At 68.5% G+C, this 14,263-nt stretch carries 13 protein-coding genes and 1 pseudogene; 9 read left to right on the top strand and 5 right to left on the bottom strand.

Features of this window, described 5'->3' with window-relative positions; translation table 11 throughout:
* Positions 1–65: 65 nt before the first annotated feature.
* The 5 genes from nuoL to BXA11_RS30090 are packed head-to-tail and all read left to right on the top strand — an operon-like array spanning position 66 to position 6,966.
* On the top strand, positions 66–1,907 hold the full coding sequence (gene nuoL, locus BXA11_RS30110; RefSeq protein WP_036405611.1) for an NADH-quinone oxidoreductase subunit L: 1,842 nt from the start codon (positions 66–68) through the stop codon (positions 1,905–1,907).
* Positions 1,907–3,412 carry an NADH-quinone oxidoreductase subunit M gene (locus BXA11_RS30105; RefSeq protein ID WP_030506866.1) on the top strand — a complete coding sequence of 502 codons (1,506 nt, stop codon included), beginning with the start codon at positions 1,907–1,909 and terminating at the stop codon, positions 3,410–3,412. Before nuoL ends, BXA11_RS30105 begins: the two co-directional genes overlap by 1 nt.
* Positions 3,412–4,965: an NADH-quinone oxidoreductase subunit NuoN gene (gene nuoN, locus BXA11_RS30100; protein ID WP_076439972.1), complete on the top strand. Its 1,554-nt coding sequence runs from the start codon at positions 3,412–3,414 to the stop codon at positions 4,963–4,965. The genes BXA11_RS30105 and nuoN overlap by 1 nt, the downstream gene beginning before the upstream one ends.
* A gap of 11 nt (positions 4,966–4,976) precedes the next feature.
* Positions 4,977–5,972: a polyprenyl synthetase family protein gene (locus BXA11_RS30095; protein ID WP_076439970.1), complete on the top strand. Its 996-nt coding sequence runs from the start codon at positions 4,977–4,979 to the stop codon at positions 5,970–5,972.
* Positions 5,973–5,997: 25 nt separating this feature from the next.
* Positions 5,998–6,966 (top strand): hypothetical protein, encoded by a 969-nt coding sequence (locus tag BXA11_RS30090; RefSeq protein WP_076439968.1) that lies wholly within the window; start codon positions 5,998–6,000, stop codon positions 6,964–6,966.
* A 76-nt stretch (positions 6,967–7,042) separates the two neighbouring features.
* Here BXA11_RS30090 and BXA11_RS30085 read toward each other — a convergent pair whose 3' ends face one another.
* On the bottom strand, positions 7,043–7,786 hold the full coding sequence (locus BXA11_RS30085; RefSeq protein WP_076439966.1) for an SDR family oxidoreductase: 744 nt from the start codon (positions 7,784–7,786) through the stop codon (positions 7,043–7,045).
* A 78-nt stretch (positions 7,787–7,864) separates the two neighbouring features.
* On the opposite strand from BXA11_RS30085, the gene BXA11_RS30080 reads away from it, so the two are divergent.
* On the top strand, positions 7,865–8,338 hold the full coding sequence (locus tag BXA11_RS30080; RefSeq protein WP_076439964.1) for an RrF2 family transcriptional regulator: 474 nt from the start codon (positions 7,865–7,867) through the stop codon (positions 8,336–8,338).
* A 2-nt stretch (positions 8,339–8,340) separates the two neighbouring features.
* Here the strand turns inward: BXA11_RS30080 and BXA11_RS30075 are convergent, their stop codons facing one another.
* Positions 8,341–9,168 carry a TIGR03621 family F420-dependent LLM class oxidoreductase gene (locus BXA11_RS30075; protein WP_076439962.1) on the bottom strand — a complete coding sequence of 276 codons (828 nt, stop codon included), beginning with the start codon at positions 9,166–9,168 and terminating at the stop codon, positions 8,341–8,343.
* A 75-nt stretch (positions 9,169–9,243) separates the two neighbouring features.
* Positions 9,244–10,149, bottom strand: a complete 906-nt coding sequence (rarD, locus tag BXA11_RS30070) for an EamA family transporter RarD (RefSeq protein ID WP_076440106.1) — start codon at positions 10,147–10,149, stop codon at positions 9,244–9,246.
* A gap of 135 nt (positions 10,150–10,284) precedes the next feature.
* On the opposite strand from rarD, the gene msrA reads away from it, so the two are divergent.
* From msrA to BXA11_RS44915, 3 genes and pseudogenes are all read left to right on the top strand, one after another.
* Entirely contained in the window at positions 10,285–10,947 is a 663-nt protein-coding gene (msrA, locus tag BXA11_RS30065) for a peptide-methionine (S)-S-oxide reductase MsrA (RefSeq protein WP_076439960.1), read from the top strand.
* 405 nt (positions 10,948–11,352) lie between these two features.
* A complete protein-coding gene (locus BXA11_RS30060; RefSeq protein WP_076439958.1) occupies positions 11,353–12,384 on the top strand; it encodes a hypothetical protein in 1,032 nt (343 codons plus the stop codon).
* A gap of 351 nt (positions 12,385–12,735) precedes the next feature.
* A pseudogene (locus BXA11_RS44915) lies at positions 12,736–12,834 on the top strand (peptide-methionine (S)-S-oxide reductase MsrA); the annotation flags it as partial.
* Positions 12,835–12,924: 90 nt separating this feature from the next.
* Here the strand turns inward: BXA11_RS44915 and BXA11_RS30055 are convergent.
* A complete protein-coding gene (locus BXA11_RS30055) occupies positions 12,925–13,842 on the bottom strand; it encodes an IS3 family transposase (protein WP_204053513.1) in 918 nt (305 codons plus the stop codon).
* 2 nt (positions 13,843–13,844) lie between these two features.
* The gene (locus BXA11_RS30050; protein ID WP_076440104.1) at positions 13,845–14,216 is read right to left on the bottom strand and encodes a transposase; all 372 of its coding nucleotides are present in this window, start codon (positions 14,214–14,216) and stop codon (positions 13,845–13,847) included.
* Positions 14,217–14,263: the final 47 nt, after the last annotated feature.

Genomic DNA, 14,263 nt, shown 5'->3' with positions numbered 1-14,263 from the left:
AGGTGGCCGTGGAACCCGCTGAGATCATCCAGCACTCCGGCGGAGCGATCGGAGCAGCCTGGCTCATGATCGCTCTGCCCCTGGTGGGAGCGGCGGTCCTCCTGCTTGGCGGCCGGAGGACCGACAAGTTCGGCCACCTGCTGGGCGTGCTCATGGCCGTCGCGTCCTTCGTGGTGGCGGCGCTGTCGTTCGCGCAGCTGCTCGGCTTCGCCCCCGGCGAGCGCCGCCGCGGGATCGAGCTGTACGACTTCATCCCGGGCCTCGCGAAGGTGGGCCTGCTGGTCGACCCGCTGTCGATCTCGTTCTGCCTGCTGATCACCTTCGTGGGCTCGCTGATCCACATCTACTCGATCGGCTACATGGCGCACGACCCGAACAGGCGGCGGTTCTTCGCCTACCTCAACCTGTTCGTCGCGGCCATGCTCCTGCTGGTGCTGGCCGACAACTACGTGGCCCTGTTCGTCGGCTGGGAGGGCGTCGGCCTCGCGTCCTACCTGTTGATCGGGTTCTGGCAGCACAAGCCCTCGGCGGCGACCGCGGCCAAGAAGGCGTTCATCGTCAACCGCGTCGGTGACTTCGGCCTGCTGATCGGCATCTTCACGATCTTCGCGACGTTCCACACGCTGGCCTTCAGCGACGTCCTCGGGAACGCCTCGAAGGCGTCCTCGGGCACGCTCACCGCGATCGGCCTGCTGCTGCTGGTCGGCGCCTGCGGCAAGTCGGCGCAGCTCCCGCTGCAGTCCTGGCTCCTCGACGCGATGGAGGGCCCGACCCCGGTCTCGGCCCTCATCCACGCGGCGACCATGGTCACCGCCGGCGTCTACCTGATCGTCCGGTCCGGCCCGATCTTCGAGGGCGCCGGGACCGCGCAGCTCGTGGTGACGATCGTCGGCGTCGCGACGCTGCTCGCCGGTGCGATCATCGGTACCGCCAAGGACGACATCAAGAAGGCGCTGGCCGGTTCGACGATGTCGCAGATCGGCTACATGGTGCTCGCCGCGGGCATCGGCCCGGTGGGCTACGCCTTCGCGATCGCCCACCTGATCACGCACGGCTTCTTCAAGGCCGACATGTTCCTCGGCGCGGGCTCGGTCATGCACGCCATGAACGACGAGGTCGACATGCGCAAGTACGGTGCGCTGCGCAAGGTCATGCCGGTCACGTTCGTGACGTTCCTCATCGGCTACCTGGCGATCATCGGGTTCCCGCTGCTGTCCGGTTACTTCACCAAGGACGGCATCATCGAGACCGCGATGGAGCACAACGCGATCCTCGGCTGGCTGGCCGTGCTCGGCGCGGGCATCACCGGCTTCTACATGTCGCGCCTGGTGTTCATGACGTTCTTCGGCGCCAAGCGCTGGGAGCCCACGGCCCACCCGCACGAGTCGCCCGCCGTCATGACCTGGCCGCTGATCATCCTGTCGATCGGCGCGATCGGGCTCGGTGCGTTCCTGGTGCTGGGCAACCGGTTCATGACCTTCCTCGCGCCGGCCGTCGGCGCGCCGGAGGAGATGCCGTCGTTCCACCCGTTCAGCCTCACCGGTCTGGTCACGCTCGCGCTCGTCGCGATCGGCGCGGCCTTCGCCTGGGTCAAGTACGGCAGGGCCGAGGTGCCCGCGGTGGCCCCGCGCGCCTCGTTCCTCACCACCTTCGCCCGTCGTGACCTGTACGGCGACGCCCTGAACGAGGCGCTGTTCATGCGCCCCGGCCAGTGGCTGACCCGCCTGGCCGTGTTCTTCGACAACCGCGGCGTCGACGGCCTCGTGAACGGCCTGGCCGCCGGCATCGGCGGCACGTCCGGGCGCCTGCGCAGGGTCCAGACCGGGTTCGTCCGCTCGTACGCGCTGTCGATATTCCTGGGCGCCGCCGTCCTGGCCGGTGCCTGGCTCGTCGTAGGGAACCTGTGATGCCCTGGCTTTCAACCCTGATGGGCGTGTCCGTACTCGGCGCGCTGGGCGTGACCCTTGTCCGCAACGACAAGCTCGCCAAGCAGTTCACCCTCGTGGTGTCGCTGATCGTGCTGGCGCTGACCGTCGCCATGGCGGTCCAGTTCAGCCCGAACGGCGACAAGTTCCAGTTCGCCGAGACGTACGACTGGATTCCCCAGTTCGGGGTCCACTACGGCGTCGCCGTGGACGGCATCGCCCTGGTGCTGATCCTGCTGTCGGTGATCCTCGTGCCGATCGTGGTGCTCGCCTCGTGGCACGACGCCGAGGCCGGCAAGCGCTCGGTCCGGACGTACTTCTCGCTGCTGCTCGTGCTCGAGGCCATGATGATCGGCGTCTTCGCGGCGACCGACGTCTTCCTCTTCTACGTCTTCTTCGAAGCCATGCTGATCCCGATGTACTTCATGATCGGGTCGTACGGCGGGGCGCAGCGGTCGTACGCGGCCGTGAAGTTCCTGCTGTACTCGCTGTTCGGCGGGCTTCTGATGCTGGTGGCGGTGATCGCGCTCTACACGATCGCCGGCAAGGGCACGTTCATGTTCTCCGACCTGGTCGGGACCATCCAGGACGTGACGACGCAGAAGTGGCTGTTCCTCGGCTTCTTCATCGCCTTCGCGATCAAGGCGCCGCTGTGGCCGTTCCACACCTGGCTGCCGGACGCCGCCGCCCAGGCTCCGGCCGGCGCGGCCGTCCTGCTCGTCGGTGTGCTGGACAAGGTCGGCACGTACGGCATGCTGCGCTTCTGCCTGGAGCTCTTCCCTGACGCCGCGAAGTTCTTCACGCCGCTGGTGATCACGCTGTCGGTGATCGGCATCGTGTACGGCGCGATCGTGGCCATCGGGCAGACCGACATGAAGCGGCTCATCGCATACACCTCGGTGTCGCACTTCGGCTTCATCGCGATGGGCGTGTTCGCGATGACCACCAGCGCGGGCTCGGGCGCGACGCTCTACATGGTCAACCACGGCTTCTCGACCGGCGCGCTGTTCCTGATCGCGGGCTTCCTCATCTACCGCAGGGGCTCGCACTTCATCGCCGACTACGGCGGCGTGCAGAAGGTGGCCCCGATCCTCGCCGGGACGTTCCTGGTGGCCGGTCTGTCCAGCCTCTCGCTGCCCGGTCTCAGCACGTTCGTCAGCGAGTTCATGGTGCTGACCGGCACCTACCAGCGGTACGTCGTCCCGGCGGTGATCGCCACGGTCGGCGTCATCCTCGCCGCGATCTACATCCTGTGGATGTACCAGCGGACGATGAACGGCCCGACGGCCGAGTCGGTCAAGTCGCTGCCCGACCTCAACGCCAGGGAGAAGTGGGTGGTGGCGCCGCTCGTCGCGCTGCTGCTGGTGTTCGGCTTCTATCCCAAGCCGCTGCTCGACGTGATCAACCCCGCCGTGAAGGACACGCTGTCGAGCGTCTCCGTCACGGACCCGAAGCCGGCCGTACCCGTTGCTCAGGAGGGCCAGTAGTGAACGGCACCATTCAGGCGCCGAGTATCGAGTACGCCCTGCTGGCGCCGATACTCGTCGTCTTCGGCGCGGCGATCGTCGGCGTGCTGGTGGAGGCATTCGCCCCGCGCTACCTGCGCTCGGCGATCCACCTGCCGCTCACGCTGCTGTCGCTGGCCGGCGCGTTCGCGCTGGCCGTCTGGCAGGCGATCAAGGGCGTGCCCACCAAGCCCGCCGCGATGGGCGCGGTGGCCGTGGACGGCCCGGCCCTGTTCATCTGGGGGACGATCCTGATCCTCGCCTTCGTGAGCGTGCTGCTCATCAAGGACGAGGAGCACTTCGTCGGCGCCGCGGCGGCGGTGCCCGGCTCGGCCGAGGAGGAGCAGTCGCTCGTCGAGCGGGCCGCGCACACCGAGGTCTATCCGCTGCTGCTGTTCGCGGTCGGCGGCATGCTGCTGTTCCCCGCGTCCAACGACCTGCTCGTGGCGTTCGTCGCCCTCGAGGTCATGTCGCTGCCGCTCTACCTGCTGTGCGGCCTGGCCAGGCGCCGCCGCCTGCTGTCGCAGGAGGCCGCGGTCAAGTACTTCCTGCTCGGCGCGTTCTCCTCGGCCTTCTTCCTGTACGGCACGGCCCTGCTGTACGGCTACGCAGGCTCGGTCGACCTCGCGAAGATCAACCAGGCGCTGGGCGCGGTCGGCGGCCAGGACACGCTGCTCTACATCGGCGCGGCCATGCTCGGCGTCGGCCTGCTCTTCAAGATCGGCGCCGCGCCGTTCCAGGCGTGGAAGCCGGACGTCTACCAGGGCGCGCCCACGCCCATCACCGCGCTGATGGCCTCGGGCACCCTGGTGGCCGCCTTCGGCGCGCTGCTGCGGGTGTTCTGGGTCGGTCTCGGCGGCCTCGACTGGGACTGGCGCCCGGTGCTCTACGGTGTGGCGATTCTCACGATGGTGGTCGGCGCGGTCCTCGCGATCACGCAGACCGACATCAAGCGGATGCTCGCCTACTCGTCGATCGCGCACGGCGGCTTCCTGCTCATCGGCGTCATCGCCACCGGCCACACCCAGGCGGAGAACACCTCGGCCCTGTCCGGACTGCTGTTCTACCTGGTCGCGTACGGCTTCACCACGGTGGGCGCGTTCGCCATCGTCACGATGGTGCGCGACGCGGGCGGCGAGGCATGGCACCTGTCCCGCTGGGCCGGGCTCGGCAAGCGCTCGCCGCTGCTGGCCGGGACGTTCGCGTTCTTCCTGCTGGCCTTCGCCGGCATCCCGCTGACCAGCGGGTTCTTCGGGAAGTACGCGGTCTTCCAGGCCGCCGTCGCCAACGGCGCCACGCCGCTGGTCATCATCGGTGTGGTGGCCTCGGCCATCGCTGCGTTCTTCTACGTGCGTGTGATCGTGCTGATGTTCTTCAGCGACCCGGCCGCCGACGGTCCGTCCGTCGTGCTGCCCTCGCGGGGGACCGCGGCCGTCGTCGGCATCGCGGCATTGGCTACGGTAGTTCTCGGGGTTTACCCCCAGCCCGTGCTGGACCTTGCGCACACGGCTGCACAATCCCTGTTCGTACGATAGGAGATCTCCGTATGGCCGCGCCGCCCGTTGTGGACATTCCTCTCGTAGACGAGCGGCTGGCCGACGATCTCGCGGGCGGGCTCGCGGCGGTGGAGAAGCTGCTGCGCTCGTCGGTCGAGAGTGAGGACGCCTTCGTCACCCAGACGTCCAGGCACCTCATCGAGGCGGGTGGCAAGCGGTTCCGGGCGATGCTCGTGCTGCTGGCCGCCCAGTTCGGAAACCCGGACGCCCCGGGCATCGTGCCCGGGGCCGTCGTCATCGAGCTGACCCACCTAGCCACGCTCTACCACGACGACGTGATGGACGAGGCCCCGGTGCGCCGGGGCTCCCCGTCCGCCAACGCCCGGTGGGACAACACCGTGGCCATCCTCACCGGCGACTACCTGTTCGCCCAGGCGTCGGAGATCCTCGCCGACCTCGGCAGCGAGCTCATCCGGATCCAGGCGCGCACGTTCTCCCGCCTGGTGCGCGGCCAGATCCGCGAGACGATCGGGCCCGCCGAGGGCGGCGACGCGATCGCCCACTACATCAGCGTGCTGGCCGACAAGACCGGCTCTCTCATCGCCACCTCGGGCCGCTTCGGGGCCATGCTGGCCGGCGCCCCCGCCGACGTGGTCGAGCGCCTGACCGACGCCTGCGAGGCGATCGGCGTGGCCTGGCAGCTCGGTGACGACCTCATCGACGTGGCCGCGCCCACGGCCGACTCGGGCAAGACCCCCGGCACCGACCTGCGCGAGGGCGTCCACACGCTTCCCGTGCTGTACGCGCTGACCTCCGACGACCCCGCCGACGCCCGGCTGCGCATCCTGCTGTCGGGGCCGGTGGCCGAGCAGGACGTCGAGGAGACGCTGACGCTGCTGCGGGCCCACCGGGCCATGGACCAGGCCCGCGAGGAGCTCACCCGCTGGATCGACCGGGCCAAGGCCGCCCTCGCCGGCCTGCCCGACATCCCCGCGCGTACGGCCCTGGTCGCCCTGTGCGACTACGTCGTCGAGCGCACGGGCTGACCGTCCTGTAGGAGATCATGACCGGGTGAAGCTCACCCGGTGTGCGGTCGTGGTGTCGGCGGCCCTGTGCCTCCTGGCGGTGGCGGCCTGCGGCGGCAAGCCACGCGCGGGCATGCCCGTCACCCCGATGCCCGGGAGTCCTGTGCCCGCCGACGCCGTCATCGTGGACAAGGACCAGGTCCTCACATGTGGCGAGGGCGAGGGACAGGGCTCGGCGCAAGCCCTGTGCGACGCCATCGCCGGGGTGGCTTCGCCCGAGCCGGTTTCGCGCGCGTCTGCCCGTCCGTCCCCGGCACCGTCCGTGGAACAGGTCTTCGAGGCGGAGGTGCTGAAGAAGGGGCGGCCGCTCTCGCCCGCGAACCCCGGAAGCGGCCCCGGCGATCCCCGGCTTAGGCGGGCCCTGCTCGTCGACTACCGGGGGGTCCACGAGTCGATCACCAAACCGGGCGCGGTCGTCGCTCTGCCCGCCGCCGAGGGCAGAGCGACGGAGTTCATCTCGGCTCGGCAGGCGGCCGGGGTGTTCGAGAGGTTCTCCGGCTGCGACTGGTGGACCGTGGGATCGTGGCGCGTCGCGCTGCGCGACTTCAACCGGCCGGGTGTGCAGATCGCCGCGACGCTGCTGAGCGCCATGAGCGACGAGGCGTGGAAACGGTCGGCGGAGTTCTCCGAGACCATCGTCACCGGGCCCGCTCCAATGCTGAACGCCCTCGGTGATCCCGCCGCGATGGCCTCCTGCCGCGGGTTTCTCAACGTGTGGGGCCATTCGATGCACGTGGAGCCGATCCCCGTGCCGCCTCTCGGCACCCGGTCCTGGGCCTTCCGAGTCATGGAGGGGAAGTCGGTCACGCAGTGGGTCGAGGTGGTGCGGACGCCGCGTTACGTGCTGGAGGTGCGGATCCCGAACCAGTGGCCGAGGCCGCGGACCGACCCCGCCGTACTGCTGCCGCGCATCGCGGCAGCCGCGTACGCCAGGGCCGAGGCGGCGCTGACCTGACGCCTTTGTGACCGTGGCCGCCCTGCCCTGAGTGGGGGGCGGCCGAGCACGAGGTCCGAAGGGGCGCTGCCGGTGTCTACTGCTGGGTCGCGAGCCACTCGTCGAAGGTGGTCGGCGCGATGCGGGCGCCTTCTCCGGGCAGCAGCACCTCGCCGGCCATCGCCGTGCCGAAGATTCCCGACCAGGTCGGCACGAGCTTGACCGTCCCGCCGCGCGCCGCGAAGGTGCGACGGGCCATGTCGACGAGGTCCTGCGGCTCGGGACCGGCCACGTCGGTGTAGCGGCCCTGCGGCCTGCCCACCGCGATCTCCGCGAGGACGTCGGCCACGTCAGCGGGCGCGATCGGCTGCACCAGCAGCGGCGCGATCGTGGCGACGCCGTCCTGCTCGGCCCACCCCGCCACCATCGCGGCGAAGTCGTGGAACTGCGCGACCGGGACGATCGTCCACGGCACAGAACCGGCGGACACCAGGCGCTCCTGCTCCCGCTTGCCGGCGTAGTGGGCGTTGCCCTCCACCTTGTGGATTCCGATGATCGAGAGCAACACGTGGTGGCGGACGCCCGCTCGCTCCTCGGCGGCCAGCAGGTTCCTGGTGGTCGTGCCGAAGTACGCCACCGACTCGTCCCGGTCGACCGCGTTCGAGCTGATCGCGTCCACGACCGCCTCGACGCCGTCCAGGGCCTTGTCGAGCCCCTCGCCCGTCAACAGGTCCACACCGAGAGAGCGGCTGACGGGGACGACGTCGTGCCCGTCCCGTTCGAGGGCGGCGACGGTGAGCTTCCCGATGTTCCCGGTGGCGGCGGCGACTGCGATGCGCATGGTCTTCTCCTTCGCTAGACGCCACGGATGCTATCTCGGACAAAATAGATCTGCAATGTCTCCAATACACTGGAGGGCATGAAGCTGCCTGCGAGCACCGAGTGGGTGTTGCACTGCGCCGCCACGCTGGCGCAGCTCGAGCCGGGAGCGACCGCGTCTGCGGCGCAGCTCGCGGAGTACTACGACGTCCCGGCGCCCTACCTGGCCAAGCAGTTGCAGGCGCTCGTAAGAGCCGGGGTTCTGGCCGCGATGACGGGCCCGCGGGGCGGATTCCGGCTCGCACGGGCGGCTCCCGATATCACGTTGCTGCAGATCGTCGAGGCGGTCGACGGCGCCTCCTCGCCGTACGAGTGCCGTGAGATCCGTCAGCAGGGAAGGGGGGCCCTGCCTCCCGAGGACTGCCGGAGCATCTGCATCATCGCCGAGAAGATGTCCGAGGCGCACCGGGCGTGGCGCGGCAGCCTCGGAGGGGTCACGCTCGCCGACATCGTGGCCGGGCTGCCCGCATGGGCGCCTGCCCGCACCCGGTCACGCCTGTCGGCCACCCGGTGAGGTCAGCGACCGGCGAGGAGTCCGACGACGGGGGCGAGGGCGTCGGCGAAGAAGCCGCTGACGGTGATGTAGGACAGGCCCAGCTCGTCGCGGCGGCGCAGCAGCGTGTCGGCCATCTCACGAGGTGAGCCGCGCAAGATGGCGGCGGCCTGCGCCGACGTGCTCCTGAGCCCCTCGGGCACCCATGGGGGCGGCTCGTCGCCGATCTGGAGCAGGTTCATGCTCAGCTCGATGTCGTCGAACCTCGCCCCGGCCAGATCCCGCAGTGTGCCGATGGGCCCGCGCAGGCCGTCCTCCGGCGTGTCGGCCTGTACGGCGAGCGCGACGATGTCCGCCTCCTCCGCGGCCAGCGTCAGCATGCGGGGACCGGCTCCCGCGATCATGATCGGCGGCCCCTGGCGTTGCACGGTGGTTTTGCTCGCTGAGAAGGCCTCCCGCACTTCGCCGATCACCGAACGGACCAGCGCGAGGCGTTCGCCCGCCGTGCCGTACGGCATGCCGAGCGCCAGGGCGTCCTCCTCGGCGGCGGGACGTCCGGCCCCCAGGCCGACCTCCAGCCGTCCGCCGGACAGGAAGTCGAGCCCGGCGAGCTCGTGCGCGAGCAGGCGGGGGTTGCGGTAGGGCGCGGCCAGCACGAACGTGCCCACGCGCAGCGTCGTCGTGACGGTGGCCGCGGCGGTCATCGCGAGCAGCGGGGGCATCGTCCCCAGCGTGTCGGGGACGAGCAGGGTCGAGTAGCCGAGGTCCTCGGCGTGGCGGGCCGTCAGCGTCCATGCGGCGGCGTCGGGGGCCAGACCGGCGACGATCCCGAAACGGAATTCTCTGCTCATGCCACCGATCCTCGCCGTTCCGGCCGGCCCCGTCGTCGTACCGTCGGAGGCGGGCCCCGTACTCCGGAAGGCGTATCAGACGGTTTCGAGCGCGGCCGCGCGCTCCAGCCGGGACGTACGGGCGGAGCGCGCGCTGTCCCAGGTGAAGACGCTCAGCGCGAGCCAGACGACCACGAACCCGGCCCACCGGCTGACGGGCATGGTCTCGTGGACGATCAGCACCCCGCACAGGAACTGCAACACCGGGGCGATGTACTGGAGCAGGCCGATGACGGTGAGCGGAACCCGCAGCGCGGAGGCCGTGAAGAGCATCAGCGGCACCGCGGTGATGAGACCGGACACCACCAGCAGCAACGCGTGGCCGAGACCGTGGTTGCCGAAGGTCCCGGTGCCGTTCGCCTGCAGGACGAGCAGGTAGCCCAGGGCCGGCACCAGCAGCACGAGCGTCTCGATGGTCAGGCTCTCCGCGCTGCCCACCCCCGCCGCCTTCTTGATCAGTCCGTACGTGCCGAAGCTGACGGCGAGCACGAGGGCGATCCACGGGAGGCGCCCGTAGCCGAGCGTCAGGATGAGGACCGCGAGAGTGCCCAGCCCCACGGCGATCCACTGCCACCGGCGCAGCCGCTCCCGGAAGATCAACACTCCGAACAGCACACTGACCAGGGGATTGATGAAGTAGCCGAGCGCGCCTTCCACAACGTGGCCGGCGTTGACGGCGTAGATGTAGACGCCCCAGTTGACCGAGACCGTGACGGCCGCGAGGGCGAGGAGGATCAGCTGCCGGCGCGTTATCGTGCGGATCCAGGACCAGTGGCGGCGTACGGCGAGGACCGTGATGACCACGACCAGCGACCAGACCATTCGGTGGGCGAGGATTTCCACGGCGCCGGACGGCTTGAGCAGAGGCCAGTAGAGAGGGAACAGACCCCACATTGTGTAGGCGGCGACGCCATACAGGACACCGCGGCGCGTATCAGGCATGAACCACATCTTCGCTGCTTACCTGGATTCAGCACAAATAAGGGTCTCTATGTCTGAGATTTAGAGACGCTTACGTGGGGAACAAGGTCGCCCGGTGTCTGGTTGGGGATGGCAGAGCGGAAGGAAGGGTACGTGATGGGCTGGCTCTTCGGCACAGACAAGACGACGATGGTGGACCCCGCGGAGGCGCTGTCGGGCCGGGTCGAGGTCATGCCGGTGGCCACTCGCCACCAGGTCCTCGGCGCGCCGCTGGCTCCGCCGTACCCCGAGGGTACGGAGATCGCCGAGTTCGGGCTGGGCTGTTTCTGGGGCGCCGAGCGCAAGTTCTGGCAGACCCCCGGGGTCGTCTCGACCGCAGTGGGCTACGCGGGCGGCTATACGGCGAACCCGACGTACGAGGAGGTCTGCACGGGGCGGACCGGGCATACCGAGGTCGTCCGGGTGATCTTCGACCCGGCGGAGGTGTCGTACGAGGAACTCCTGAAGGTGTTCTGGGAGGCCCACGACCCCACGCAGGGCATGCGCCAGGGCAACGACGTCGGCACGCAGTATCGGTCGGCCGTCTACACCCACGGCCCTGAGCAGGCCAAGGCGGCCGCGACGTCCCGGGACGCGTACCAGGAGGTGCTCACCAAGGCCGGGTACGGCGAGATCACCACCGAGATCGCCCCCGCCGGCGAGTTCTACTTCGCCGAGGATTATCACCAGCAATACCTCTTTAAGGTGCCGAACGGCTACTGCGGCATCGGCGGCACCGGCGTCGCGTGTCCGATAGGCCTGACCACCGGTGAGGCCTGACCTGCGGTAACTAACTGATCCTGGCCCTTGGTCGCCCGGCTAGCCCGGTGCCGATCGAGGGCCGGAGCCGTACTCGGCGAGGACCGCCGGCACCTCACAGCCCCGCGACAACTCGGTAACCACCTCATGGAGCGTGGGCATCCAGGCTCCATGGCCGCACACCACTGGCCGACCTGGAAGACGCCCACGTAGCCGCCGCCGTCACCGCCGTCCGTCTCCTCGATGAACCCGTATGTCTTGTCGTCGAGTCCGAGAACTGACGGTCCGGGCGTGTGATTCAGATCTGTCGCTGTCGCCTGATAAAAGAAGAGGCCACAGGTCCAGGTCCTGGTAGCCCCACTCAGAGAATGATCACCGATTGAACCATGCCGCCGACGGGCGCAGGTGACTGTAGAAGGAGTTTTGATGGTGCGGACTACGCCGCCGCGTCCGGTTGACATCGCTTCCATATTCCCTGAGCTGGCTCCGCTGGCCAGGCAGGCGATCCGGCTGCATCCGCGCCCAGGCATACCGACGCCTTACGAGAGTTCCATTGGTGGCCCGCTGCTCTGGCCGGCGGATGAGGAGTGGCCGGTGTGCGCGGAAGTGCACGATGATTGGCAGCTGCCGGTGTCGCTGGACGACGTGCGTAGGCGTCGTGCCCTGCTGGAAGCAGCATGGCTTCGTCCCCGTGGCCCTAAGGAGAACCTTCTCTCCCCAGAGGAGCGGGCCCTACTGGACACATTGGAAGCAGGCCACCCCTGGCACGGCGAGCCGAATGCCCTGCTGCCCGTCGCACAGCTCTATCTGCGCGACATCCCAGGGCTGACTGGCCCCGATGGTGCAGATCTGCTCCAGGTGTTGTGGTGTCCCCTCGATCACGAAAGCGGACTGCCTGCGGCCCGCCTGGTGTGGCGGGACACCGCGAGCGTCGTCGATCCTCTGGTCAGTCCGCCCGAGCCGGCCGATGTCGATCCCTACGGCAACTATGTCCCCGAACCCTGCGTCCTTCACCCGGAGGCCGTCATGGAGTATCCGGCTCCGCATGAGTTGCCGGAAGAGTTGGCGGGCCGTCTCGTTGCCTGGGGCCCCGCGGAATGGGCCAAAAGCCACCCGGAGGATGAAGATGAGAGTGGCGGCGCTTACTACCAGTATGAGCTGTCCGTCGCCCCCGGATGGAAGGTCGGTGGGTGGGGGCCATGGAGCTTCTGCGACCCGTGCCCCATGCTCTGTGCCACCTGCAAGACCGAATGCCGGCCACTGCTGACCGTCAGCTCCGGTGAATGGGACGGCGGGAGCGGAAGCTGGATTCCCCTCGAAGACCGCGTACCGCCGCGACCAGCCGGCCTCCGCAGGCCTTCCGACCCTCCGATGGTCTCCATCGGCCGCGGCTACAACATGCAGATCTACATCTGTCCGGAGTCGTTCGACCACCCTCATCTGGAGAATATGCAGTGAGTTCTTTCGGCCTGCCCGCCGCCAGGTGAGAAGCGATGGCAACCAACGGAAGCGTTCTTGTAGCTCGAAGGCGTCGTGTCAGCTTGTCCCCATGCCAGCACGCGATGGCGTCCACTGTGTCTGCCTGGTCTCGCCTCCGGCACGTGCGGAGTCCGGTCTGCCGCGAGGGCATGATCCTTGTCGGTCTTGTTGGAAGCGGCGACCAGCGGTCCTGTGTCACAAAGGATCACCCTGTTGCCGCTCCGCCGGCTTTCTCATGGTGGGGGTACGTGAGGTACCGTCCTCGACCAGACCTGGACATCCGATCCACTGTCGTGCGCGGAGCAAGATCTATTGCCTGAGGTGAACTGCTACCACCAGCAATACCTCTTTAAGGTGCCGAACGGCTACTGCGGCATCGGCGGCACCGGCGTCTCCTGCCCCGTTGGCCTGACGGCGAGCGAGAGCTGATCAATCGCCTGGCACGATCGTGAGTCGTTGCCCTTTGGGAAGATGACGAGGGGCAACGACTGTCAATCCCCTGAAAGCGTGGAGACGGTCCTATGCCACAGAGACCCTCAGCAGGGCCATTGACGATTGCCTCTCCTCGATCACCTGACGTTCGAATGTGACAGGCGGCAGCCCGTCATTGGCGCTGTGCCTCCTGCGGGTGTTGTAGAAGTCGACGATCCAGGTCGCGATCTTCAGCCGTGCTTCGGCCCGGGTCTGGAAGCGCTGCCGGTGCACGTACTCGACCTTGAGGGTGCTGTTGAACGCCTCGGCTGCGGCGTTGTCGAGGGCGCAGCCGACCCGGCCCATCGACTGGACCACCCCGTGCCGCGCGCATTCGGCCTGGTAGCGGGCCGCGGTGTACTCACTGCCCCTATCGGAGTGAAAGATCACGCCGTCCACGTCACCACCGCGTGTGGCCACGGCCATCTGCAGCGAGGCGACCGTCAACGCCGCGTCGTGATGCTCGCTCATCGCGTAGCCGAGCAAGCGCCGGGAGAACAGGTCCTCCACGGTCGCCAGGTACAGCTTGCCCTCGCCGGTGTCGATCTCGGTGACATCGCCGCACCACAGCAGATCCGGTGCGATCGCGGTGAACTTCCGGCGGACCAGGTCGGGCGCGGCCGGCCGCTTGCCTTGGCGGGTCAGCGATCGCCGCCTCTTCGGCGGCCGCCCGGCCAGGCCGAGCTCGGCCATCCGGGTCGCCACCGTGTTCTTCGACACCCGCCAGCCGACCTGGTGCAAATCACGGGTGATCCGCGGGGAGCCGTAGGTACGGCCGGAGGCCTCAAACAGGCGGGTGATCTCGCTATCCAGGTCGTTGCGCCGCTCGTCGCGGGCCGTAGGCGTCTCGACGTCGATGCGGTTCTTCCACTTGTAGAACCACGACTGCGACACCCCCAGCGCCCGGCAACTGGTGGCGTGGTCGATGCCGTGGTCGGTCTTCTGAGAGCAGATGAAGGCCGCCACGCTCACCGGCCCATCGCCTCTTTCACCCACAAGACCACCGAGCGCTTGAGGACATCACGCTCGTCCTCCAGCTCAGCGCGTTCCTTGTCCCACGCCGCCTTCTCGCGTGCATGCTGCTTGACCAGCTCGGCCTTCTCCCGCCGCAGCCGCTCCAGTTCCTCGCTCTCGGACTCCTTCAGCGTCCCGCCTCCGCCGCCGTTGCCGCCGGCCTGCCCGCCGGCGTGCCGGTCCATCTGCACCCAGTTGTGCAGCGTGTACTCGTTGATACCAAGGTCTCGCGCGACGTGCGAGACGGGTTTGCCGGTCTCCTTAACGATCCGCACCGCACCGGCCCGGAACTCCGGATCAAACCGCCGTCTCGTGGTAGCTCCCACGACCAAACCTCTCCCGGTTCGGTCTCCACGCTACGAGGGGAAGCTCA

This window comes from Microbispora rosea (genome assembly GCF_900156315.1).
Lineage (GTDB): Bacteria > Actinomycetota > Actinomycetes > Streptosporangiales > Streptosporangiaceae > Microbispora > Microbispora rosea.
The sequence above is the reverse complement of the archived record's forward strand: the minus strand, read 5'-3'. Positions and strand labels throughout refer to the sequence as shown.

What these genes read in the sequence shown, in the direction of transcription:
- nuoL (WP_036405611.1), top strand. Translation starts at nt 66, where the DNA reads ATGATCGCTCTGCCCCTGGTGGGAGCGGCGGTCCTCCTGCTTGGCGGC.
- BXA11_RS30105 (WP_030506866.1), top strand. Translation starts at nt 1,907, where the DNA reads ATGCCCTGGCTTTCAACCCTGATGGGCGTGTCCGTACTCGGCGCGCTG.
- BXA11_RS30095 (WP_076439970.1), top strand. Translation starts at nt 4,977, where the DNA reads ATGGCCGCGCCGCCCGTTGTGGACATTCCTCTCGTAGACGAGCGGCTG.
- BXA11_RS30085 (WP_076439966.1), bottom strand. Translation starts at nt 7,786, where the DNA reads ATGCGCATCGCAGTCGCCGCCGCCACCGGGAACATCGGGAAGCTCACC.
- BXA11_RS30080 (WP_076439964.1), top strand. Translation starts at nt 7,865, where the DNA reads ATGAAGCTGCCTGCGAGCACCGAGTGGGTGTTGCACTGCGCCGCCACG.
- BXA11_RS30075 (WP_076439962.1), bottom strand. Translation starts at nt 9,168, where the DNA reads ATGAGCAGAGAATTCCGTTTCGGGATCGTCGCCGGTCTGGCCCCCGAC.
- rarD (WP_076440106.1), bottom strand. Translation starts at nt 10,149, where the DNA reads ATGCCTGATACGCGCCGCGGTGTCCTGTATGGCGTCGCCGCCTACACA.
- msrA (WP_076439960.1), top strand. Translation starts at nt 10,285, where the DNA reads ATGGGCTGGCTCTTCGGCACAGACAAGACGACGATGGTGGACCCCGCG.
- BXA11_RS30060 (WP_076439958.1), top strand. Translation starts at nt 11,353, where the DNA reads ATGGTGCGGACTACGCCGCCGCGTCCGGTTGACATCGCTTCCATATTC.